Consider the following 21,781-nt stretch of genomic DNA (forward strand, 5'->3'; position numbering starts at 1 on the left):
CATTGTAGCGTCCATGGAGAAACTCCCGCACTGACATCAATCAGTGCGCAATCTCATGGCTCACAAACGGGAGGAAGGTGGGGGTAAGACACCGCTTACAATTCTATTACTATTACAGAGGGACTATTGTCTTTGATAGTCGTTGGCCGCAAGGGCTTGCGACGGTTTCACCAGTCCTCTAGCGCTGAACGTTTGCTTTCGCTTGGCAGTGGACAAAAAAGACTTTGATCTACTTCGGGTTCAATATGTCGGCCATGCGCGGGGCCGCTACGAGATGCTCGGTTCTGCCTAGGGCAGCAATGGACCACAACCATTGTAGAGGGTCGGCCCCAGCATTGGCCTGCGAATCAGTCGATCCGCTGATCCGTCCAAATCTTCTGCTCAGCCGAGTAGGTCTCGTCTTCTGGTTCCATATCTGGTTCCAGCGTGTTGGAAGTCGCCAATGACCACCTGCCATCAGCTGGATCATAGGCCGCCTCGGCTACCTGTAATTGCGACGATACAGCAACTCGCTCGACCGAGCGTCCTAAACGCCTCTCAACAAGTTCGGTGATCTCCGCCATGGACAGCGGCTGCCCACCCTCTAACATTACCGCTCGCAAGGCTTGACCTAGACTCTCCCGGCGAGGGCCGCCCCACTCATGTAGGTAAAGGTAGCGCCCAGTACTGACGCGCAGGCGAGGGTCGAACGTGGCAAGGCTAAAGAATGCTGTGACAGACAGTCCCCACGATTTCATAGCGGCGGATCGCTCAAGCTCGGTGTAGTGCACTCCAGACCCGCGCTGCCGAACCAGATCGACCAAGGCGTTGAGAAATCGAGCTTGTTCGTGACGCTTGATAGGCAGGTCGCGGTCGTTTAGCCCCCACAATCCCGGTGCAACACGTATGACTGGGTCAGTCACAAATATCTGGAAAAGTTTGTCGACACCTCGGCTCTCCATAACGCGCTTGCGAACTTCATCCGTTCTCAAGGGTGCCCCAGCTTCTTGCAGAGCCACAACAATCGCCTGCCGGATATCAATGCGATAAGTGTCTTCCTGGCCTGTTCCACTGTCGAACGCCCAAACCAGCCGTCCAAGGCGCTCAAGTCCCCCCAAGCGTCTGAGTGCGATATCAAGCAGGTATTTGTCGACTTCGGTTGCCCCGGCAACGTCTCGTTCCGCTAACTCTGCCGTCAACTCGGCTGTGTGCCACTGACGTCCAGGCGGACCCTCTGCAATAATCTGGTACGCTTCCTCCGCGAGCAATGTCATTGTCTCTGGGGCGACGGGAACATGCTGATCGAGCCCATATGTGCCGCGGTTGAAGAGAAAGCCCACGTTTGCAGCAGCATTGTGGGCGCGCCGAATATCGATCTCCCGATCAAACTTTGCAACGACCAATGGGGGAATTTCAGAATAGTGTAGCGGCTGTTGCGACGCGGCGAGTATGGCGAACACGTAGTCTTCAGCCGACTTGCCATACCTGGCTAGGACGAACTCGCCGTCACGCTCAATAAAGTGGGCCTGTGCCGTAGCTTGTTCCCACAGCAGTGCTCGAAACTCGCTGCAACGCTCCGGCAGCAATGCCTTAACAAGCGTCCTGCAGTGCTCCTCAGTCCAACGGTGATCGATACCGCTGCCCAGTAGTCGCCGAGCGCCCGTTGCCGCCTCATCCCATTCCTGCTGCGTGAGGGCACCAACGTACTGTGTTCCATCAATCTCGATAACTTCCGCCGATCCTTCGGACATGTTCTCTAGCAGGTACGCCAGTGCTTTACCTTCGGCCCCCATGCCAGCGAACCACGGATCAGCGCCCTCAATACCGTGCAGTGGTAATGGCATGGATCGCTCTTTCGTCAGCTCGGCCAGCTTGGCCGTGAGCTGATCGTCCCAGGTCTCACGCTTGGTAATTTTTCCAAGAACCTTCGCTTCAATCTGTCGGATACGCTCTCGCGTAACCCCAAAGCGCTCTCCGAGTTCCTGAAGGGTTTCCGATGGTTGGCCGAGCCCCATGCGACGAACTACAATTTCTCGCTGCCGCTCCTCGAACCGTTGAAGCGAACTCTGGATGGCCTCGATTAGTGTGCCGTACTGAGCTTTCACAGTAGGGCCATCTCCATACTGGCGGTCCTCCGGTTTGGCCCCGACCGTACGTCTGCCAGGAAACTGCTCGTCGAGAAGAGGGTGGGTATGTCTTGCAACGTATGACTCTGTGCCAACCGGCCCCTCGTCGAGGGCGTTGCTGAGTGCCACAAGCAGTTCGGCTGCGGACTTGCGCCCAAAGTTCCGGGTGTCCAGAAGTTCCGACAAAGTAAGCCCAGACAGGTCGCCCACCGTCTCTATGTCCATGCTGGTAAAGACGTTGGTGACACGCACTGGTATCTCGATCGTGTCGAAACGCCGCGCTAGCATCCAGGGAGGGCATGCCCGTGCGACATTGCAAGGATCATTCCTTTCGCCCGACAGGAGCGCGTTGAAGCGGGATATGCCCAGAACACGGCGAACCTGCCACGGAAGTTGCGCCTCGTGATCGAAATAGCTTTGATCGTCGAATATCGAATGCTTGGCTAGGAGGTCCGCGTCATCAGGCTGTGCCTCCAGGTAGGTCTTCAGCCAGCCTATGACAGGGCCAACCACCAACGCAGACTCTGGTGCAACTTTCGGAAGCGCATCTTCAGATACCTCGTACCCCCAGCCGCGAATTCCCAAATAAATTGGCATATCGCCGACGTGACCGAGCGCGCCCGTTGACGCGGTGTAGCCTTCAGGGAGCGCAAACTTAGCCGCGGCTGTGATCAGCAGGCGTCCCTTGCCGATCTCGAGGAACGAGTCGAATTCTCGCGAAGGCGGACGAGAAAAGCCGATATGCAGTACGCCAACGGTTCGATCATAGTCAGACCGCCGTTTCCACGTCTCCAGAAAGTCCTCGAACTCTCGATGAACGGTTACGCCCCACTCAGACCCAGAGTGGGTGATGAGGAATGCTCGAAGAGGAGTTGCCACTAGCTGCTAACCTTAGCCGCCACCTGGTCAAAGAGAGCAGCGAAGTCGATCTCACCGGCTTTCGATTGGGCGTCGAGTTCACTGACCCCCCAGTCCGCGAGTCGTTCAATGAGTCGGTAGGGCGTCGTGTCTCTCAATTGCTCGGGCATGAGCATTTCAACGGCATCCCGCAGCGTGTGATCGCGATCTAACGAGCCAACGTTTAGGAATGGGGACCGGTCTGGCAATTCAGGTGGAATGACACCTTGCGCGAGAGCAAGGGCGACTGCGAAACGGAAACCGTCCATCTTCTCTGCAAAGACACCGCTCTCTTTAAGAGCATCAAGCTTGTCGTCACCGGCCTTCGATAGACCGATTGTGGTGATCTCTTGCACTATCATAGCGACACCCTTTCGATCTTTGATCGTGTCGGCGAAACCTCGACAATCTGATAGGCGAATCCAATCCTGGGCTTCACGCTAGATAGGTCAGTGTCGGGACGGATTTCGCCGCTGTGCACAAGGAGCACAAACTGGCTAGTGACCTCGGGAAGGTACGACAAGATATTGTCGCGGTGCTTTAAGTCCAACCTCCCAAAGGGTGTGTCCATAATTACGGGACCAACGCTGCGGCCCGTGCGATTTAGGCCGTCGATAAGAGACAACGCCACAACCTGTTCTGCGCCTGCACTACGAACCGTTACCTTGCGGCCAACGTCATCGATAATGCTGAGTCCGTAGTTGGAGTTGATCTCCAGTCCTCGATAGTTCTTCTGGGTAGTCATCCGCCTGAAAGCGTCGTTCGCAAGCGTTTGAACGCGGCCCCTCAACCTGTCGCGCAATTTCTCAATGCTGGCAGCGAATATGCGCTCTAGCCCCTGTGTTACAGCGACTTTCGTCGTGCTGCGACGTGAGCGGGCCGCACCAAGTCCTTCTATCGCCTTTTGCGCGACAGTGAGTTCATGGCGTACTTTGTCGATGTCCTTCTTCACCCGCTCAATATCGCCTTGAAGGCGTCCTTCCTCCTTTATCGCCTCGTCCTTAAGGATGCGCTTCCGTGCGAGTTCGGCAGTGTCCTGCCCGCTGATCTCATCCTCGATGGATGCGATGTCATTTTCAGTTTTTTGTAGGTCGACAAACGCCCGCTTGAGGTCTCGATCTATCTCTCGAATACGAACCCCGGCGCCTACACCGCGCACTTTACTTAGTGCGGCAAGTTGTGCGGCGATGGACTGCAGTTGGTTGGTCGTGTCCACCGCCTTTGCCATTTCGATTTGAAGCGCCCCAAGAGTCGCTCCAAATGAATGGTTGTGGTCGGCATCGACGGTTTGCCCGCAAGTAGGACAGACACCCCGGTCGACCAGGTCCTGCAATTGTCGGCTCTTTTGCTCTAGGGTAGCTTGCTTTCGGACTTCTTGCGTTAGCTGCCTCTGCTGCTCTTCAAGTGCGCTCCGATTTGCAGACAACCGGGCATCCAGAAGGTCCTGCCACGCCTCCCCAAGCAGTGATCTCCGATCCAAATCTCTCTGCTTAATGGTCGTTTCCAAGCCTGTTCTTGTCGTCCTCAGCCCGTCGAGTTTCGCCTTCTGGGCTAGCACACTGGCGGACGCGTCCAAGTCATCTTCAAGCTGGGTTCGCGTCTTTCGAGTTGTGTCGAGCTTCTGTTGAAGCGTATCTCGATCCCGCTCCAGCGCATCTTGCCGAGACGTCAGGTCGCGCTGGTTCGCCGCCTGCTTTTCAAGACCCTGGACCTGCTGAAGTTCCTGCGTCTGGGACTTGGTGGCCTGCTTCAATATAGAACCTAATTCAGCACGCCCCTTAATGAGGGCAGGAACTCCGAGTACGTCTTCGATGGCCTCTTTGATCTGACGGCCTTCCTCGCTGCCTTCGATGAGGAGACTCTCATATTCCTGCAGTAGTTCTCCATCGAACAGAAAGAAGCGAGATATTTGCTCTGGCGCGATCTGGTCAATTTCTGGACGCACCTGGTCGCCGCTTACCGCAGCGCCATCTTTCGTTAGGTGCACGCTCGTGGTGAAGTCTTCAGGACGCATCGGGATGGCAACGTTCGCTCTGCGATCTGCCGTCCGGCGAAGATCGTATTTGTACCCATTCGCCTCAAACTGGATAAAGACCTGGACTTTCCAATTGCCTGCGCCCGCAGCATCTTTGTTAACAATATCTTGGAGGCCTATCGTCCGAGAGTGCCGACCAATTGCTTTACCGTAGAATCCCCAGCGTAGCGCATTGAGCAGGCTTGTTTTGCCGCGCATGTTGTCACCGAAGACAATCATGACATTTTGCTGTTCGTCGGTTGGGAAGTCCAACGCGATCTCGCCGTAGTACGGCATGAAGTTTAGCATTGTCAGCTTATGCAGCTTCATCTTTTAGCCCTTCGTTTCGTCGAGGAGCGAAGTCACGTGGGCGTCAATGAGTTTTTCCATTTCGGTGGCCGACATCGTTCGATCGTCGCTGAACTGAAAGCGTTTCTGCACTTGGTAGCAGAGCCTCAAAAGCGCCTCATCTAGGTCGCCGCCGATTTCTTCGCGAACCACAAGCAATGTGTCCAACGTCATATCTTCATCCGGCATCAGTCATCACTTTCAATTCCGTCGTCGCTCAGCGTGTCTGGATCAATACCCATCTCAATCGCAATTGCTCTAAGTTCAGCGCCCCCGGCGCGATTGATTGCATGGCTCGAAAACTCGATTGAACGGACAAGTTCGGCCTTCAGAAGCCCCATCTGATCTTGTTCCTGTTCTGCACTTACCGGAACAACAATAGCGTCATGTATTACAGCGATATCCTTATCAGGCGACTTGCGAAGTACACGGCCCCGCCTTTGGATGAATTGGCGCGGGTTTTGCGATGAGGCAAGGATCAGCGCGTGCGAAATCGAGGGTATATCAACTCCCTCATCCAGGCATCGAATTGAGACAAGCACGCCTCCAAATTTACGATACCATAACAGGGTCTCATCCCGGTCACCTGACATGGATGAATGATACTCTACAGCATCAATTCCGACTGACTTCAGATTGTTTAGTACAACCCCAAGCTGATCCGAATCTTCGCAATAGACTAACCAACTTTGCCCATCCTCAAAATGGTCCTTAAGCACTTGTACTGCTAGGTCAATCTTTGCGGAGGCCTTCTTGGCAATTCGAGAACGCCTGATGAGAAGCATCTTCGCTCGCTCAGAGATCGGTTTCCTGCCATTCTCGTCCGTTCGCTGCCGCGCGATCTCTAGCTGAATAGCACGCGAGAGGTCTGTCCACTCCGCCGCCTCCGTCGCAGAAAGGTGCATAGGATGGGGAAAGTACTCGTAGGGCACGAGTCGACCTGCCTCAATGGCATCATTAAGCGTTATAGACGGGGGAACGACGGGTCCAAAGTACCTGAACATGTTGGCTGTTCCCTCGGGGTCGCCGTAACGCGTCGGCGTTGCACTAAGACCTAGGCGCGGTCCGGTGGCCAGATCGTAGATACGTGAGTTCCGTGGGCTACCAGACTGGTGCACCTCGTCCCCTACGATCATCAAATGGTCGCCACCCGACACCTTGCCAAGAAACTCCGGCGAGGACGCGGTCTGCATCGTCGCAAGCACAAGCCGAGCACCCAATGCGGGGTCACGATCGGTCATGCTCTTTAGTCGTCGCGGCAGCTTCCAGTCGTTGTTCCCTGCGCCGGCGAGTAGCAGCGCCGCAGATGGAACCTCATCACGTAACTCTTTCGCCCACTGCACGAGCAGCAGCTGGCTGGGCACCAAAACCAAAACGGGAAGGCCTTTGTCGAGGTGCCGGGACAAGGCTACGATGGCAGTGAAGGTCTTGCCACTGCCGGTTGCATGTTCGAAAATTCCTCGCGAGCCCTGCTCCTCCCATCCTGCGATAGCTCGCAGTTGATGGGACATCGGCTCTCGTTTTGCGATGGTAAGTTGCGATGGGGTGCCTGTCACATCACTGAGCCCCTTGAATGCTGCCTGCTTTAGTCGATCCAATGCAAGCGAAGGAAACGAAAACACTTCGATGTCTGGATCGGTCTCTGACCACAGTAGGTCGAAATGGGTCTCGTGTTTGGCAATCCGCTCAGCCTCCAGGCCACCGCGCCAGCTACAGAAGACCTCGATAGACTCGAAATTGCCAGATGGGTCCCATGCACTCCATGTCTCATTTGCCGACCCCTTGAATGAAACCCTGTTCCCAAGCCCGTCGACAAAGATACCGATCTTCTCGTGATAAAGTCCCTTGCGATCAGCGCGAAAGGCCAGTTTAACTTCAAGCGCACCAATCGCAACCAGTGTTGCCAATACCCGTGTCTGATAGGCCGTGGCATCATCTGACAACATTCGGTCGATCTGGCTTGTGAGCCGATCAACAACAACCTCGCTTTTCTTTGCGTACCCCAAGGCAATGGCATCGATGTCGCCTTCTTCAAGTTCGGGCGAGCAAATGAGAAGCATTTTGCCGCCGCGTCGCGCAAACTCGACGACACTTCCTCCGGTTACAAAGAACACCGTTGATCGAAAGTATCCGGCGGCACGTTTGTATCGAATCGAATGCTGGAGACACGGCCGATAGAACGCAGTCGCGGGCGATTCTTTGATCGAACGGTATTCCGTCTTCAACCGAAGCACCGCTAGGTCACCTAAGAATTGCGCGACTTCCTCGTTCTGCTCGCCACTCTTGTCGATCATAAACTTGCCTTGCCGGTAGCGAAGAACGGCATTGTAGAGTCCGCTATTCCTCGGCCGCTACAAACCGCCCCTGCGATCCCTTTGCATATTCTTCATTCGCCTCAACACCCAGCCATCTTCGCCCGAGCGCTTGCGACACCGCGCCTGTGGTGTTCGACCCAGCAAAAGGATCAAGCACAAGATCACCTTCATTGGTTAGGAAATTTACGAAGAAGGATGAAAGCAATGCCTGCATCCGGGCAGGATGCGCAGGCAAATTGTGCTTTGCACAATAGTTGCGATAATTCGCATCCCACTTCGTGCCTGAGAATTTCAAGAGCGACTCAGGCATCGAGGCAGGGTCGTCCAATTCGAGCACATTGGCTGTAATTGCTCCGCCATGGTCTTTCAGGAACCCCGTTTCAGAAATGACGTGACCGGAAGGTCGCGCACCCGCGTTATATTTCTGCGTCGTGAGTAGCCGTTTCATATCTTTGCTATACGGACTCAGGACCTGCCGGTTGTCTGCCTTTGGATTTTTCGTCCGAGACATCCACCAGACATGCGTGAATGAGTCCTTCAATCGGATGCGCTTAACATTCACCCACGCAGCGGGGCTCGGGAGTCGAGCTGGATTGTGGCAAATGACGTGCTGGCACAAGTGGAGGTTTGCGGCTTTTTTGAATGCCAATAGAGCTTCAAGGGGCAACGTGGACATCACTGGCGCACCCTCTTCCCACGCATTGCCAATCTCGATCACGATTGAACCGTCGTCTGTGAGCAGATCGGCAAGAGACTGTGCCAACGCCTCCAACCATTCCACATATGCTTGGCCGGTTTCGTTGCCGTAGCGCTTCTTGCGTACCAGTGGAAATGGGGGCGAAGTGACGATCAAGTTGACCTTGCCCTTAAGGGAGATAAGATGCTCGCCCTTAAGCGCGTCCTCAATTCGACCATGCAGCATCAGGCCGGAGTCTGTTTTGTAGATCTCACGTACCGGTCCAGCTAGTTCGTCTGGCGTCATTTTCGGCTCGGCCGACTTTGCTGCTGGATTAGTCACACTCAGATTTCGCTTCGCTGCTTTAGGTTCCTGGGTGTCGTTGATGGGGTGTTGCTCCGAAACGACTACCGTACGTTTCGTTCGGGCGACGCGACGACGTTCCTCTGCACGCTGTGTAGCTCGTCCCGAGCGCGTGAACCGATTTCGTCGCACACTACCCCCAAAAATAGTCCCCCTGCGTATGAGTCGGAGAATTGTCGAGCCGTCAAGTGTTCCAAGGCCAGTATTCTCGGATGCGGCACAAGGTTAGGCGACCAGTACGGGACCTTCGTGCATCTTGTGCTCGATGCCGCCCGCAACATTGCTGGCCCGCTTCTGGGGAACGGCTACCTCTTCGACTAGGTCATCGAGATCCATCTCACTCTCCCTTTCTGTACATCCAGTCTACCGCACGTTCGGCAGATCGTCCCACGTGGTCGTAAACCTCGGCGACCGCATCTCAAACTTGGTGCTGAACGTCTACTGCTTCTTCGGTCGGCCCATCGTGGCCGCTGGAACCGCCGTTGCGGAAGTTACGACTTTCGAATGGAGAGGTAGCGCCCGCTCACCATGGGATTTCCACTGGCCATAAGCCCGTTGCACAATGTCATGCGTTTCTGGAGAGCTGGCCGTAAGTATCGAACCCCTTTCGCCCTAATGAATGCATCCTAGATAGACAGAACCAAATCTTTTCAGCGATGCGTTGCGAAGCACTTCGTCGCAGCTGTCAGCGATGAAGAGACCGAAGCCCTCGACCTTGTAGGTCGCCGCTTCAATCATGTCCTCCTCATCGCCAGTGAAGAGTTTTGGCTGTTTGAAAAACGGGTAGCGAAGGCCTGCCCAAAGTTCGAAGCCCAGCTCAATATCCAAGTCCGGATCATACCCAGAATGAGGCCCGGCTTTGACCATTTTGGTCACAAGTCCCATTTGTTCTAAGAGCATTCCGCTAGCTCGGTGAGCAGCGAGATCCGCAACCTGAATTCCCGGAATAAGCTTCGAGTCCTGATTTGGATGGATGTCGAGCGTGAGGTCTTGCTGGGCTATAAACTCTAGATCCTGATGTGAAACCCTTATTCCTTGGTCGATATAAACCGAATGGGCCTCAGACGAGAGATCGTTCGCACTTACCAGACGCGTCAAAGCCTTAAGGGCCTCTGTCCCAAGCTTGCTCCGATCAACGCGTGGCAGGATAACTATGGCGACTCGAGCGCTGCTCAATAAGCCGCCAATCCCACTGCGGAGCATTCGCGCCACAGGGTTGTGCAACATGTTTGCGTTGCTCTTAAACTCGTCCACCCTCGGAGTCAGGCCAGCGCTCGATACAACTGCATCAACGGATGGTCCAAGATCAAATGGCGAGTACACGAACGCGCCGACGATAAAAGCTCCGCGCTCATGGATGCTCTCATCAAAGTAGAAGTGTCCCATTCTACGCCCACGCTGTGCCAACGATATCGTCTTGAACTCCTCGTACCGCGATACGTCTCAGGCGACAATCTAGCGGGTGTGAAGGGGGCAGAGGGACACCGCCGATCTGCGGAGCCGATCAGTTCGGTCGGACCACCAGGCATATCAAACATCATATAATGTATGTTTTGTTAGGTTGTCGAAACTGCCGGAGACGCCTGCAATCCTTGGTGGTTTGGGGAATTTGAAGTCTTCGGTCGCCCTTCGGCATCAACGGCAACATCATGATTTCTAGCAAACCGCCACAAATCATGAGGTTCCTAATGCGCCAAGCCCGAGTGCTCACCGAACCAGAATTAAAACGCCTGCTCGCCGTGGTGGCGCAGCGCAAACATGCTGCCCGAGATCGGTTCGCGCTGATCTTGTCGCACCTCGCTGGTTTACGTGTCGGGGAGATCGCCGGGTTGATCCTGAGGGACGTATTCGAGACCAACGGTGGGGTGCGCGAGCAGCTTCGGGTTCGTGCCAGCATTGCCAAGGGTGGGCATGAGCGTGTTGTATTCATGAGCGAACGCCTACGCCGCGAGATCATCCGCTACCGTGAAGCCATTCCTGACTTTACCGGGCGAGAGTTGGATGCACCCCTGCTGCTGACACAGAAGAGGACGGCGTTCTCCCCGAATACGCTTTGTCAGCTGATGGGTCAGCTCTACCGTGACGCGGGTCTTGACGGGGCGTCTTCGCACTCGGGTCGCCGCTGGTTCATCACCCAGCTTGCACACTCGGGGGTGTCCCCAAAGGTGATAATGACCTTGGCCGGGCATCGGAACATGACCACGACCCAGCGCTATATCGACGTTCGGGACGACATGATGCGGGCAGCGGTCGAACTGCTCTGACCAGAACTTGTTGTAAAACCAAGTTCTGAAACACGGTTTTGAAACTGAGTTTTGCGCAAGGTGGGCGGGTCAATCCATGCAGTTTCCATGTCCGATCCCAAGACCGACCCAAAACCGCCATTCTTTGATCTTGTCGATACCATCAAGGAGGCCAGACGCCATGCCAAGGCGTTTCAAAAGGCTGCGTTACGGAGAGAGCAGCTTCAGCAACTCTATACGCTGCTCGATCATCTACGCTTCCTGATCGTCTCCGATCCAGAAGGAAAGAAACCGTTGCCGGATGGGCGTTCGCCTATGTCCTTGAGCGACCTGATCCTGACCAAGTTGGCCAGTCCCGACTTTTCCATGCAAAAGGTGCGGGACCGCATCGCTGCCGGGCGACCAAAAATGGGCGACGCCGAACGAGCAGGCCATGAGCAGCGGCACCTTGATGTCGTCAAAGCCCACTACGATTATTGGACTGACCCGAAATGGCTGGCTGAAATGGGTATGGATGCCGCCACCATCGACATGCTGAAAACCGGCAACAGCCCCATCCAGCGCACCAAGTTGCTCGTCGAATTGGTGAAGAACGATATTAAGCTGCTGGAACAAGAACCATGGCAGCGGCCTGATGGTTTGGAGCGTCTGCACGAACTGAAATGGTATGAGGCACGCGCGCTTGACGATGAGCTGCGCATATCATTGCCCAACTTGTCTATCCCTTCCACGGTACGCAGGAATATTCCCCCGGCCACGGCCAAGCTGAATAGTGAGAAACGGATTGCAGAACGGCTACCCCAGCGCGTCGAGAGGGCAACCGATCCTGTCCGGGAACTCCACAACGCACTCTTGGAGGAGGGCGCTTCCAACAAGCGGCAATCGTTCGCCTATTACGGAGCAGCAGCTGAATTTGATGGGTTGGAGGTTAATGCAAAAATCGAGGACGTTGTGATCACCCTGACCGCCTGCATTGTCGCAGCTCGCAAGACGGGCAAGGGCAGAATTGCCTCCTATGAACAGGATGCGGAAATTTTCCGAGCCGTTCTCCGGCATATCCGTGAGTGCGTAGCGACCGGTCAGTTCAAATAGATAAAATTCTAAAGGCCGTTGTAGTGACCCAGTTTCAGGGCCTTTCGTGATTTTTTGCTTTCCTTAACCCCGAGGCCTAGATCGACTTCAATAGCAGCATCGAAATTCAGACAAAGGAGAATATTTCGATGGCAAATGCTAACAAAGAACCACCGATCAGCCATGACATATTGAACAAGGTCAAGTCGCTGATCCAGAAGCGTGTGGACTGGGAGAACAACGAGCGCAAGGCCAGTCGCAAGGTGCAATACGCGATTATCGGCGAAACCTACGAGGCCTATCTCGGAGCCAAGAAGGACCCAATCGCTTACCGCAAGGTGGCCCGCGAACTCGGGTTAAAGGTCTCCGCGAACATGGACACCGCCAATCTGGTGGCCAAGATCGTGTTTGGCACGGACGAGCCCGGTCGACTTCCCGGTATTGCTGCTGTGTTGCGCAAGGCCGCAGAGGATGAGCTGCAGCCAGCCGAAGTGCCCGCATGGCTTGAAGTCTCGGGCGGCATCCAGGGGGTGCGCAGCGCAAAGGATGATGCAAATCCGGGGTCCGTGTCCAAGAAAGCCGACGATGCTCGCACACTGCTCAACTCGGGTGTGGTTAAGGGCGTGGTCGTGCCGGATTTCGGTGCATCAGATGGGGTTGCCGACGAAACCGGTTTCGCCCTTGCCATCGTTAAGGTGGGGCCGAGCAATCAGGTCGAGATCATCCATATCAGCAGCAACAAAAGCGCCCTGAACGCGGTGCTGGCTGAATATGCCGAACGTCATGGCCAGACCATCGGGACCGACGACAGCCCAGAGGACACACTTGAGGTGGAACTGCGCTCGATGCGCAAGCAGAGCCTCGACCGGGCTTACGAAGAAGCCCTTCGTTGACCCTCAATGCCGGTGGCCTCGGTGTCACCGGCCAATCCCATCATCGCAGGAATTTCCCATGAGCCTTGAAAGCCGGTATCGGCCAAGCAGCTTCGGCGATATCACGTTCGCCACACCAGCCCAGACCACGGCACTATCGCCGTACTTTAGAGGCCTGACCCGCCGCCCACTAATACTCCATGGCCCGCCCGGTGGTGGGAAAACGGAAAGCGCAAAACTGCTCCCGGCAGCAATCTGCCCGGACATCCAACAGGCCGACATCATGGAGTTGAATGGCAGCAAGGAGAACGGCATCGACAAAATCCGTTCCGTATTCGACGGATTTGCTCGAACCACAAAGTCCAACAGCATGGACCTTGGGGTCATCATCTTCAATGAGGCCGATGGCTTAAGCAAAGACGCTCAGGACGCCCTCAAGGGAGAAATGGAGGCTGTGCAAGAATACTGCCTCGTTATCATGACGACCAACCACGTCCAGCGCATCCATGACCCCATTCGGGATCGGTGCCGGTTGGTGGAATTCCCGCTGCCCAACACGCAGCTTCTGCTCCCGCTGGCGCAGCGGATCATGCGTGATCACGGCGAGGACGTTTCCGGGGATCACCTTTTGGCGGTCCTGAGCGCGGAAACCTGGCCAGTTGGGCATCTAAGCTATCGCAAGATGTTCGAGCGGGTTGAAACGCTCATTGCTAAACGGCGCGAAGCCGCTGCCACTGGGCGGGCTTCGTGATGAGGGTGAAGCCTGCCCACCTGTCCATTCGGAGGGAGTTCGCTCAAACGAGGAGGGGCTCACTAATTCCGATCTACGTGGCAAGGTATCACGGCGTACTGCTAGGTGACTGGGTGTACTATGTTGGCGACCAGTTCTTCTTCGCGTTACCGGATGGCAAAATTCTCTACCGTGAGCCTGTCGGCAAGAAGCTGGCTTTCCGAAAACCGCAACGTCGCTTGAACAAAAGAATAGCGCTGGTCAAATTGGCTGACCTTCGCCAAGCCACAGTGACCTTGATGAAGCGTGATCTGCTCTAGATATCTTGGCGCAGACAGAAACGGCCACCGATGAAGTCGGTGGCCGTTGTCCTTATTGCAATGAGTTTTTCGGTTAAAACCACCGAGATACTCTGAGCCTGTGGTCTTGTTGGTCCGTTTATGGGGGGCTAGATGTCTGAGTGTCTTGATCTATGGCCATCATTCAATACCGTTTCACTGCGCGCCTCAAAACCGAAAGCTCGCAAATGGGAAACAGCAATATCCATCCGCTCCATGCCGACCGCGCGTTGCAACAGGCCGACCTCGCGGGCAGGGTCAGTCTTTGCTGACGAAGGTGGAAAACAGAATTGTCTGGTCGAAATCGTAGTCGCGGCGTTCGAGTTCCTTGCTCGGATAGAAGCCAGGTCCGCCGCCATACTGCGCCTGTATCAGCACGTTGCCGCCGGGGCAGATCGCCGCCCATGCCTGACCGCAAATCTCTTTCAGGTCTTCGAGTGTCCGATTGTCTTGATCGGCGAACCGCACGAAGGCGTGCCCGTGGATATTGCGTCCTGCATGCTCCACGAACATTAGGCCATTGGTCCGCTGGTTCTGAGGCCTCTTGCTGGCCCGAGTACCCAGAAGCGCAGTGTCGATACGCTTGTGAAAGTCTCGAACGGCCCGGTGAAACTCATCCAGGGACATATAGGACAAACGCTTGCCCACAAGGGTATTGCGGTTCGTTACCAGCGTCACGAAGTAGTCAGGAAAGCGCTGGCTAAGCTCAAGATAGGCCTCCCGTAGCCGCTGCTGGTGTGAGGTTGTATTGCCGCTTTTTGCGGGCATAGTCGTTGTCATCGTTGAAACCCTCTGTACGGCTTCCGCCGCTAAATACGATTGCCAGCAGCCGTTTCCGGCCTGCTGCTCGTTCTATTTATGCGGGAAGGGTCAGCGACGATGACGCAGGGGATCGAATTTCTGGAATTGATCTACGGGCAGCTTCACGGGGCCAGAATAATCCGGTCCAAGGGCGAGTTTTCCGAGCGGCTGCTCGGGAAATCTCCTAGCTACCTGACCTCTATGAGGGCAAAGCAGCGAGTAATTTCCAGCGACGTCATCATGGGGTTGGGCGATAATCTAATGGCCGCTATAGATGAACTCGGTCCGGACACGGTTCATGTTGAAAGCCGCGCCACACTGCGCCGGGCCGTAGCGCACGTGAATAACTATTTGGCCGACCAGACCATTCCGGGTTGCTTGAAGTCGGAAACATCCTTGCCCTGCCGGCAAGGCGGGCATCGAAATTTCACGACCTGGCTCCTCAGGCGCATTAGTCATCTGCTCCGAGGCAACGAGATTACGCAATGAGCGGAAAATATTTGATGCATCGCGAAATCGAAATAGCGGTGAATAAAAACAGGATAGTGTTGCGCTACATGCTAATCTGAATGACCATTCTTCGATCTATTTGGAATGGGGGTCGCATGTCTGTATTGGATATTCCTCTCCGCAAGGTGTTGCAATTATTCTACGCTTCCTCGAAGCTCCGCCAGTCGATCTTGAAGACGGATATTCGTCTTGACGACAAGAAGGCGGCAGGCGGCTCGCGAAGCCAGGGCGGGGACTTTTATGCGCCGTTCTGGTCAGACGTAAAAAAGCATATCTCCGGTGATGGGGACTTAGGCGCAATGACCGCAGAGCGGCTGCTTTCGAATGGCAGCTACAAGCGTTTGTATCCCCAACTGAGAGATGGCGTGCTTGAGCTACTAAGCGCAAAATTGCGGTGGTCAAACGAACCGGTCGAGATCACCCCCAAAAGCGTGAATGGCATTCTCAGAATTGAAAGTCTTGGCGCGACAATCCGGGTAAAGGACGCAATTCATGCGCGCGTAAGGGGAGAATACAACCGAATTGTTTACCCCTATTTCAGCGAGGAACCGGCCCTATCCGACGAAGGTGGAAGACTGGGTCTGTGGGCAATGCAGCAAGCCCTTCCGGCTTTAGACGCAGAAGACATGCGAATTATAGATCCCTTCCGCAAAGCGTTCTTCTCGCCGCAAATTACACCATTGCAAGGAAACGAAGGCGCCCTCTTCCTGGATCGATATAATTCGCTTATCGCCGAGTGGGAGAGGCTGCGCGGTCATCGCTAGCCTGCAGCCGCGCCCCAAGACCTGACGAGCCGAAACATGGCAACCAGCGCCCATAAACTCATGACAACGATTGCTGTGCGCTATCTCGATGCGGCAAGGGTGCTCAACAAGAACTCTCCAGCGCCGAATGCCTTATGGGAACCACTCAACCATTTGTTCTCAATGTCCCTCGAACTCGCACTCAAGGCCTACCTTGAGCGCGTGGGCGTGACGGAGAAAGAGCTGCGAAAACAGAACGTTCGACACTCTTTATATGGCCTGCTGCTGATGGCCGTTGAGCAGGGGCTGCGGACCACCTACGAGGTGGCGGATGTGGTGTTGGAGATGGACGAAGCCCATGCTTCGCATGCATATCGCTACGTACCCAGGCCCGCAGACGGCGAAGTCGCCACAGTCTACTCAGCGCATCCTGCCGTTGCATTTGCTGCCATCCAAAGATTGCTTGATCAATGCGCGCAAGACCCTGCGGAATTAAGGGCAAAGACCAATTTTCCCGAAGATTGGCTCCCCGCATCACTCCCAGTTCATCCAGTCACTCCCGGACAGCTGGACGTGTGGCGACGAGACAAATTGAGCCTACGTGAATTCGCCGCTAGCTCGCAAAAACGCGAGCATGGAGTTAACTAGCAACTGGTCTCAGGCGGCCGGGAACAGGCTTCGACCACATGTGAAGGGCAATAGACAGATGCATGCCATTTACGGCCGGCTCAGTGAGATCGAACCAGTTTAATGGGCCCAGCCTCGAATGGAGCAAAGGCCAAGAAGCCTCGGAAATTCGGGATTAAAAGCCAGCAAAACCAAGGCGTTAGGAAGGCGTTTTGCGAGCGGGTGCATTCTGGCACAGACCCAGACAATCATAGCCTACGGCTATCATTGTCTGACAATCCGCACGCAAAGGGGCCATCATTGGCCGGATAGCTGCAAACCCCGACAGCGTGCCCCGCTGATGCCCTACGGCCCCCGCTGGCGGGACGAAGGGCTAACGGGTAAGCGTTACTGCCCTATTGGGCTACCAACCTACTATGCCCCTTGCTGGGCGCGTGCCGGTAATCATGATCTGTTCGATATAGGTGCCCACTTCCATACCGAACCGGAATGCCAGTTCGCGGCAGGCTTCGTGGGTCTTCGGCAACGCCTCATAAGCATAGTCGAAATGCATCACCGCGATCTGCACATCCTTGAAGGCTGCGTTCGCCACATCGGCATCGAGCCATCCGTTCCGGTCCATGTCACGGCTGGTGAACAACATGGTCTTGGACCAGTCACCGACCAACTGCAGGACCGTTGCCCGGAGGTTGGCGCAATCGCGTTGTCCCTGCTGGTCAACGGCATGGACACGAGCAACCAAAGACAGAAATGCCGGGAACAGCACAAAGGCCATTCCCGGCACGCGGAGGTATTTCATGATGGCCGGGATCAACCGGCCTTGCGCAGCATGTGCCCGCGTTCGGCAGCCGCAGCCGCAAGCTGTGCATCCAGTTCACCAGCACGGACAGCTTCGGTCAGGGTGTCGATGATCGCGGGGAGCGCCGAAAGTTCGCCAACTGCAATGGCATTCTTGTCCTTAGCAAATTCGATGGGCTTGGCCGCATAGCGCAGGGAAAAGAAGGTCTGACCGCTGGCATCCACGAACCAGCCTGCGCGGAGACGTTTCGGGGTTTCGACCTGGACCCGCTGACCTTCCTCGTTCTTGCGCCACACCATATGGGTCGGCGCATAGTGCTGCCCAGCAAGCTTGGCTTCGGCCATGGCCCTCTGTTCCGCCAGCGCCGCGATCACCTTGTTGCGGGCGCGTTCCACAGGATCATTGCTGGTGCGAACAGGCTGGGCCGTGGTCAGTTTCAGGGTCTTCAGGATGCTCATGCGGCGTTTTCTCCATGTGGTTTACTTGCCACATGGCCTAGCGCCAACGGCCAAAAGAGCGACCAAAAAGTCTGATAGGACGGCTTGGTCGATCACGAGACCACGAGCCTGACATTGACCAAAACCCACTCCCGCCAAGAGCTTCTGGACATCATCTGGAGCAAGCCCACCCGCGAGGTCGCAGAAGACATTGGTGTATCAACCGCCGCAATCTCCACCTACTGCAAGGACAACGACATCCCTGCACCGCCTCGCGGGCACTGGCTGAGGGCCGAAGGCAAGCGGGTGAAAAAGCCCAGCTTGCCACCGAGGGGGATTGGGAAGCGAGATACAATCAGGGTCGGTGGTAGCAACGGCTACTACTATTCCTATCCCGAACCTGCGGGACTTATGACGATGGAAATCGGTCCAGCGCCGAGCTTTCAACCCAGCATCGACAAGGTCATGGAAACGGTGCGTCAGCAGGTTGGCAAGGTCGCTGTTCCCCGCGACTTTTCTAGGGCGCATCATCTCATTCGGAGGCTCTTGGAACACGACGAGGAACGCCGGATCAAATATCTGTCGGCCTCGTATCACTCCTATTGGGATGCCCCGTATTTCGATGCGCCATACGAGAAGCGGCGACTACGCATGATGAATGCCCTGATGCTCGACCTGCATCGGTTCGGCGGCAAAGCGACAATGCGTGACAAAAACCCTTCGGGCTTTTCTTATAAAGTCGGACACCAGAACCTTTATGTCACGGTGGACCATCCCGAGAGCCGCCGTTCAAGCTGGATGAGTGAAGAACTCGCCACGCGTTCAGTATCGGAACCGATCGTAATTTCCATTGGACAGGGCGACAAAGACAAGAAGCCACAGCGCCGGTGGATCGACAACGGCGGCGACAAGGTCGAGGCTCATCTTCAGGACATCCTTGTGTCCATGATCGTTACCGCAGAAGTCGAGTTCCGGGACGATGAACTGCGGCGGCACAATTGGCTGATTTCCCGCAAGGAGCAGCTGATCGAGAACGAGCGAAAGCGCATCGAGGAGGAATTAAAGCGCGAGCGTGAACGGAACGAAGCCGACCGCAAAGCCAGGTATGACGGCCTATTGCTGGATGCTGCTGCCCACCGACAGGCTGAAGATATCCGAGCCTACGCGCTTAAAGTCGCTACGGAGAAAGCCGCAGTCGATAATGCTGCGGCTGTAGATGAATGGGTAGCGTGGGCGCTCCTTCAAGCAGATGATATCGACCCCATCATCCGAATGAAAACGAGTGGCACCATCGCGAGGGCGCCCGAGGAAATTAGAGAACATCAATCATCTGAGCTTCGAAGGAAAGCAGATGAATTAAAGCCGCTGCTTGAGAAGCCGCGAGGGTATGGCGCTTACTAACTGCATATTTGCCTTTGCAGGAGCGTGACATTGCCGTTTCGCCTCACAGCTGTTTCAATGCGGACATTGGGGAGGCACTATGCGGTTCTTGCTTCTAGTTTTTCTGGCGTTGACAACCGCGTTCGCGCCAGCGCTTGCCGACGAGCGTATCGGCGCATTTGTGGTGTCCGATCAAAGTCAATCTGCGATCTTACTCGACGGCGAGATTGGCATTGGCACTCCGCTTGAGTTCCGGCGTGCTCTGGCTTTGCGACCAGACGCCAAAGTTGTCGTGCTTTCTAGTGACGGAGGGTTGGTCGCTAGCGCCTTGCTTATCGCTGACGACATTCACACAAAAGGCCTCAGCACAGTCATTCCCGACGGTGCCAAATGTTATTCCGCCTGCGCCTTCATCTTCTTCGCGGGTAAAGAGAGGCTAGCAAGTGGCGAGCTCGGTGTGCATCAGATGTGGTCTGAGAAGCCTGACCCTTCCGGCGTGCAGTCGTCAGTCTCTGATATTCTTGAGGTACTAACTCGCTTTGACACCCACACAGAAGTGTTCACACGCATGTTCCGAACGCCAAGCGAGGATATGTACGTCTTCACCCAAGCCGAACTAGACGAGCTAGAGATCAATCGTGTCGGGAAGGGTTTGAAAGGCAAGGCGGACTATACTGCCTTGGCTGAGCTGATTGAACCTGCTGCTCCATCTGAAAACACTACGCCGCCGGCAGCAGCGGAAACCGTCGAGGATTTCGGCCTGCGTTTGGCCCTTTACGAAGGTCTCGATTTTTACGGCCAAGACATTTCTTCGGAGCGTGAGGTCGACGCTGTTGCTTGTGCTGCCACGTGCCTTGGCAATCAGCAGTGTGTCGCATTTACCTTCAACGCAAACCCATCGCTGACACGCGGTCCAAACTGTTTTCTGAAGAGTGGGACGGATCGTCTTGAGGGGTACTCCGACGCACTTTCCGGCGTTTTTCTTCCGCCGAACATGTCAACAGCGCCAACATTTCGCATCGGCGTCATCGATCCCACGGTCGATGTGTCGCCACGAACCGACTATTCCGGTGGCGATCTGAGTTCTGCGCCATGGCCTGGAATAAGCACGCCAGGAGCCTGCCGAATGGCGTGTGTTGATAACGACCAGTGTGTTGCCTTCGCATTTGCGAGTGGGCCGAAACAATGCTGGCTAAAAGCAGAGGTGGGTGAACGCCAGTCAGCAACCAACGTCACCAGCGGGGTAAAGCGGTGGGTGACGTTTACTGCTGGCGAGGTTCTTGATCTATCGGAGTAATCGACCCTGTTGCCGTATAGTCGACACTCGGCTGGCTTGCTATGTCGGCTGCGAACGCCTTTTGTATAGCTAGAAGCCGGCGCTGCCACGCTAGCTTGTAAGTGCCCGTATGATCCTTTTCCACCAATGCGGCTATGGCAAACCGGCCTGGTAGTTCCTGGGCTGGTGCCGATGTGCCCAGCAGCAGGCATACAAAACCAGCTGTGACGTACCGCTTGATATGCATCGCGAACTCCGAGTTACAGCATTGTTGCAGCCCAGAGTTAACAGGTGGTTAAGTTTTACTATTTGATAACCAATAGCAGTAGTCGAGATGCTGTCAAACGCATGCGGCGCTAAATGTGGTTACATTCTGCCCATGAAAGTAAGTGAATGGTACCTGAAGTTATTGAAGCCAAAGGATCTTGGTTAAATGAAACGTTTGAGTGTTTTGTGCCAGAGGATTTTGGTGGCCTCTGTGCAATGTCTTACGCGAGTGAAGGGAAGGAACATTGGTGCGTCTTCCCTAACAGGAAGTCTGCCATGGGAGCGGCTTCGATTGCATGTCGAAACGACATAGGCGGCTATTTGAATGTCTCGATCCGTCCGATCGTCTCAGATGTTCAACCTGATCAGGTTTACGCGAGCGCAACTGACTGGCTATTTGATAGTCAGATTTCAGAAAGCTCGGAAGCTCCGGCGAGCCCAGTAAACAAGGTTGTTAGAAAACTCATGCATGAGTTGGTAACGACGCTGGCGGAGTTTCCAGACGAGTTGGCGAGTGTGGAATGGCGTGATCTTGAACGACTGCTCGGAGTTGTATTTGAGCGACTTGAATTCGATGTCACCGTGACACGCTCGGCAAAAGACGGCGGCTTCGACATTGTCCTGAAAGCTGACGGACAAACCTATCTTGTCGAGGTGAAGCACTGGGCGCAGCCAAACCGTGTTGGACCTGGGGTACTCCGAAAATTCACGGACGTGGCCGTATCACATGGTGCGCAGGGGCTGCTGATTTCGTCGTCAGGTTTTACGTCAACCTTGCTCCGTGGGCGCATCGAACTAACGCAGTTGCCGGTCTTACTTGGGGACGCAACAAAAATCATTTCGCTATGCCGTTGCTATGTTCAGTCTGAAAGAGGAGTTTGGCGTCGGGAAAAGACCGCGAGCGAGCTGTTATTTGCCGGGGCTTTTTAGTATCCGCCGAAAGATTAGCCCTAGCACGTATCTAGCACG

General features: G+C 55.2%; 20 protein-coding genes and 1 pseudogene. 10 read left to right on the plus strand and 11 right to left on the minus strand.

What is annotated here, in order from left to right:
- Nucleotides 1-347: 347 nt before the first annotated feature.
- From DEVEQU_RS20260 to DEVEQU_RS05010, 8 genes and pseudogenes are all read right to left on the minus strand, one after another.
- Nucleotides 348-2,984: a DNA-directed RNA polymerase subunit alpha C-terminal domain-containing protein gene (locus tag DEVEQU_RS20260; RefSeq protein ID WP_329601443.1), complete on the minus strand. Its 2,637-nt coding sequence runs from the start codon at nt 2,982-2,984 to the stop codon at nt 348-350.
- Complete coding sequence (locus DEVEQU_RS04980) at nt 2,984-3,358, minus strand: hypothetical protein (protein ID WP_126149478.1); 375 nt, start codon at nt 3,356-3,358, stop codon at nt 2,984-2,986. The genes DEVEQU_RS20260 and DEVEQU_RS04980 overlap by 1 nt, the downstream gene beginning before the upstream one ends.
- 2 nt (nt 3,359-3,360) lie before the next feature.
- Entirely contained in the window at nt 3,361-5,346 is a 1,986-nt protein-coding gene (locus DEVEQU_RS04985) for an AAA family ATPase (RefSeq protein ID WP_126149479.1), read from the minus strand.
- Between the two features lie 3 nt (nt 5,347-5,349).
- On the minus strand, nt 5,350-5,553 hold the full coding sequence (locus DEVEQU_RS04990) for a DNA modification system-associated small protein (protein WP_126149480.1): 204 nt from the start codon (nt 5,551-5,553) through the stop codon (nt 5,350-5,352).
- Entirely contained in the window at nt 5,553-7,658 is a 2,106-nt protein-coding gene (locus DEVEQU_RS04995; protein WP_126149481.1) for a DEAD/DEAH box helicase family protein, read from the minus strand. Before DEVEQU_RS04995 ends, DEVEQU_RS04990 begins: the two co-directional genes overlap by 1 nt.
- Nucleotides 7,659-7,701: 43 nt before the next feature.
- Nucleotides 7,702-8,661 carry a DNA-methyltransferase gene (locus DEVEQU_RS05000; RefSeq protein WP_126149482.1) on the minus strand — a complete coding sequence of 320 codons (960 nt, stop codon included), beginning with the start codon at nt 8,659-8,661 and terminating at the stop codon, nt 7,702-7,704.
- A 420-nt stretch (nt 8,662-9,081) separates the two neighbouring features.
- Nucleotides 9,082-9,147 (minus strand): annotated as a pseudogene (locus tag DEVEQU_RS20300) (DUF4113 domain-containing protein); the annotation flags it as partial.
- Between the two features lie 183 nt (nt 9,148-9,330).
- Nucleotides 9,331-10,104: a hypothetical protein gene (locus DEVEQU_RS05010; RefSeq protein ID WP_126149483.1), complete on the minus strand. Its 774-nt coding sequence runs from the start codon at nt 10,102-10,104 to the stop codon at nt 9,331-9,333.
- A 302-nt stretch (nt 10,105-10,406) separates the two neighbouring features.
- Here DEVEQU_RS05010 and DEVEQU_RS05015 point away from each other — a divergent pair, with 302 nt between their 5' ends.
- The 4 genes from DEVEQU_RS05015 to DEVEQU_RS05025 all read left to right on the plus strand — a co-directional run bounded on the left by DEVEQU_RS05015 (nt 10,407) and on the right by DEVEQU_RS05025 (nt 13,655).
- Nucleotides 10,407-10,982: a tyrosine-type recombinase/integrase gene (locus DEVEQU_RS05015; protein ID WP_126149484.1), complete on the plus strand. Its 576-nt coding sequence runs from the start codon at nt 10,407-10,409 to the stop codon at nt 10,980-10,982.
- 87 nt (nt 10,983-11,069) lie between these two features.
- Nucleotides 11,070-12,053: a hypothetical protein gene (locus DEVEQU_RS05020; RefSeq protein WP_126149485.1), complete on the plus strand. Its 984-nt coding sequence runs from the start codon at nt 11,070-11,072 to the stop codon at nt 12,051-12,053.
- 128 nt (nt 12,054-12,181) lie between these two features.
- Nucleotides 12,182-12,925, plus strand: a complete 744-nt coding sequence (locus DEVEQU_RS19830; RefSeq protein WP_164550253.1) for a hypothetical protein — start codon at nt 12,182-12,184, stop codon at nt 12,923-12,925.
- 58 nt (nt 12,926-12,983) lie between these two features.
- Entirely contained in the window at nt 12,984-13,655 is a 672-nt protein-coding gene (locus DEVEQU_RS05025) for an AAA family ATPase (RefSeq protein WP_164550254.1), read from the plus strand.
- 575 nt (nt 13,656-14,230) lie between these two features.
- On the opposite strand, the gene DEVEQU_RS05030 is transcribed toward DEVEQU_RS05025, so the two are convergent.
- Nucleotides 14,231-14,752: a hypothetical protein gene (locus DEVEQU_RS05030; RefSeq protein WP_126149487.1), complete on the minus strand. Its 522-nt coding sequence runs from the start codon at nt 14,750-14,752 to the stop codon at nt 14,231-14,233.
- Between the two features lie 99 nt (nt 14,753-14,851).
- Here DEVEQU_RS05030 and DEVEQU_RS05035 point away from each other — a divergent pair, with 99 nt between their 5' ends.
- The 3 genes from DEVEQU_RS05035 (at nt 14,852) to DEVEQU_RS05045 (ending at nt 16,674) form a co-directional block, all read left to right on the plus strand.
- Nucleotides 14,852-15,262, plus strand: coding sequence for a DUF6626 family protein (locus DEVEQU_RS05035; protein WP_126149488.1), 411 nt, complete (start codon nt 14,852-14,854; stop codon nt 15,260-15,262).
- Nucleotides 15,263-15,378: 116 nt separating this feature from the next.
- Nucleotides 15,379-16,047: a hypothetical protein gene (locus DEVEQU_RS05040; RefSeq protein WP_126149489.1), complete on the plus strand. Its 669-nt coding sequence runs from the start codon at nt 15,379-15,381 to the stop codon at nt 16,045-16,047.
- Nucleotides 16,048-16,083: 36 nt separating this feature from the next.
- Entirely contained in the window at nt 16,084-16,674 is a 591-nt protein-coding gene (locus DEVEQU_RS05045; RefSeq protein ID WP_126149490.1) for a hypothetical protein, read from the plus strand.
- A 382-nt stretch (nt 16,675-17,056) separates the two neighbouring features.
- Here the strand turns inward: DEVEQU_RS05045 and DEVEQU_RS05050 are convergent, their stop codons facing one another.
- Together DEVEQU_RS05050 and DEVEQU_RS05055 are read right to left on the minus strand one after the other, a co-directional pair.
- Entirely contained in the window at nt 17,057-17,467 is a 411-nt protein-coding gene (locus DEVEQU_RS05050; RefSeq protein WP_164550252.1) for a hypothetical protein, read from the minus strand.
- A complete protein-coding gene (locus DEVEQU_RS05055; protein ID WP_126149492.1) occupies nt 17,464-17,910 on the minus strand; it encodes a hypothetical protein in 447 nt (148 codons plus the stop codon). Before DEVEQU_RS05055 ends, DEVEQU_RS05050 begins: the two co-directional genes overlap by 4 nt.
- Before the next feature lie 114 nt (nt 17,911-18,024).
- Between DEVEQU_RS05055 and DEVEQU_RS05060 the strand changes: the two genes are divergently transcribed.
- The 3 genes from DEVEQU_RS05060 to DEVEQU_RS05070 all read left to right on the plus strand — a co-directional run bounded on the left by DEVEQU_RS05060 (nt 18,025) and on the right by DEVEQU_RS05070 (nt 21,742).
- Nucleotides 18,025-19,290 carry a hypothetical protein gene (locus DEVEQU_RS05060; protein ID WP_126149493.1) on the plus strand — a complete coding sequence of 422 codons (1,266 nt, stop codon included), beginning with the start codon at nt 18,025-18,027 and terminating at the stop codon, nt 19,288-19,290.
- 79 nt (nt 19,291-19,369) lie between these two features.
- Complete coding sequence (locus DEVEQU_RS05065) at nt 19,370-20,566, plus strand: PAN domain-containing protein (protein WP_126149494.1); 1,197 nt, start codon at nt 19,370-19,372, stop codon at nt 20,564-20,566.
- Between the two features lie 372 nt (nt 20,567-20,938).
- Nucleotides 20,939-21,742, plus strand: coding sequence for a restriction endonuclease (locus tag DEVEQU_RS05070; protein WP_126149495.1), 804 nt, complete (start codon nt 20,939-20,941; stop codon nt 21,740-21,742).
- The last annotated feature ends 39 nt before the right edge of the window (nt 21,743-21,781 follow it).

The sequence above is a fragment of the Devosia equisanguinis genome, assembly GCF_900631955.1.
Taxonomy (GTDB): Bacteria; Pseudomonadota; Alphaproteobacteria; order Rhizobiales; family Devosiaceae; genus Devosia; species Devosia equisanguinis.

Bases quoted from the DNA above. Each gene is read 5' to 3' on its own strand.
- DEVEQU_RS05055 (WP_126149492.1), bottom strand. From the start codon at position 17,910: ATGAGCATCCTGAAGACCCTGAAACTGACCACGGCCCAGCCTGTTCGC.
- DEVEQU_RS05040 (WP_126149489.1), top strand. From the start codon at position 15,379: ATGTCTGTATTGGATATTCCTCTCCGCAAGGTGTTGCAATTATTCTAC.
- DEVEQU_RS19830 (WP_164550253.1), top strand. From the start codon at position 12,182: ATGGCAAATGCTAACAAAGAACCACCGATCAGCCATGACATATTGAAC.
- DEVEQU_RS05030 (WP_126149487.1), bottom strand. From the start codon at position 14,752: ATGACAACGACTATGCCCGCAAAAAGCGGCAATACAACCTCACACCAG.
- DEVEQU_RS05010 (WP_126149483.1), bottom strand. From the start codon at position 10,104: ATGGGACACTTCTACTTTGATGAGAGCATCCATGAGCGCGGAGCTTTT.
- DEVEQU_RS04995 (WP_126149481.1), bottom strand. From the start codon at position 7,658: ATGATCGACAAGAGTGGCGAGCAGAACGAGGAAGTCGCGCAATTCTTA.
- DEVEQU_RS05045 (WP_126149490.1), top strand. From the start codon at position 16,084: ATGGCAACCAGCGCCCATAAACTCATGACAACGATTGCTGTGCGCTAT.
- DEVEQU_RS05035 (WP_126149488.1), top strand. From the start codon at position 14,852: ATGACGCAGGGGATCGAATTTCTGGAATTGATCTACGGGCAGCTTCAC.
- DEVEQU_RS05025 (WP_164550254.1), top strand. From the start codon at position 12,984: ATGAGCCTTGAAAGCCGGTATCGGCCAAGCAGCTTCGGCGATATCACG.
- DEVEQU_RS05070 (WP_126149495.1), top strand. From the start codon at position 20,939: ATGGTACCTGAAGTTATTGAAGCCAAAGGATCTTGGTTAAATGAAACG.
- DEVEQU_RS05020 (WP_126149485.1), top strand. From the start codon at position 11,070: ATGTCCGATCCCAAGACCGACCCAAAACCGCCATTCTTTGATCTTGTC.
- DEVEQU_RS04985 (WP_126149479.1), bottom strand. From the start codon at position 5,346: ATGAAGCTGCATAAGCTGACAATGCTAAACTTCATGCCGTACTACGGC.
- DEVEQU_RS05065 (WP_126149494.1), top strand. From the start codon at position 19,370: ATGCGGTTCTTGCTTCTAGTTTTTCTGGCGTTGACAACCGCGTTCGCG.
- DEVEQU_RS04990 (WP_126149480.1), bottom strand. From the start codon at position 5,553: ATGCCGGATGAAGATATGACGTTGGACACATTGCTTGTGGTTCGCGAA.
- DEVEQU_RS05015 (WP_126149484.1), top strand. From the start codon at position 10,407: ATGCGCCAAGCCCGAGTGCTCACCGAACCAGAATTAAAACGCCTGCTC.
- DEVEQU_RS05000 (WP_126149482.1), bottom strand. From the start codon at position 8,661: ATGACGCCAGACGAACTAGCTGGACCGGTACGTGAGATCTACAAAACA.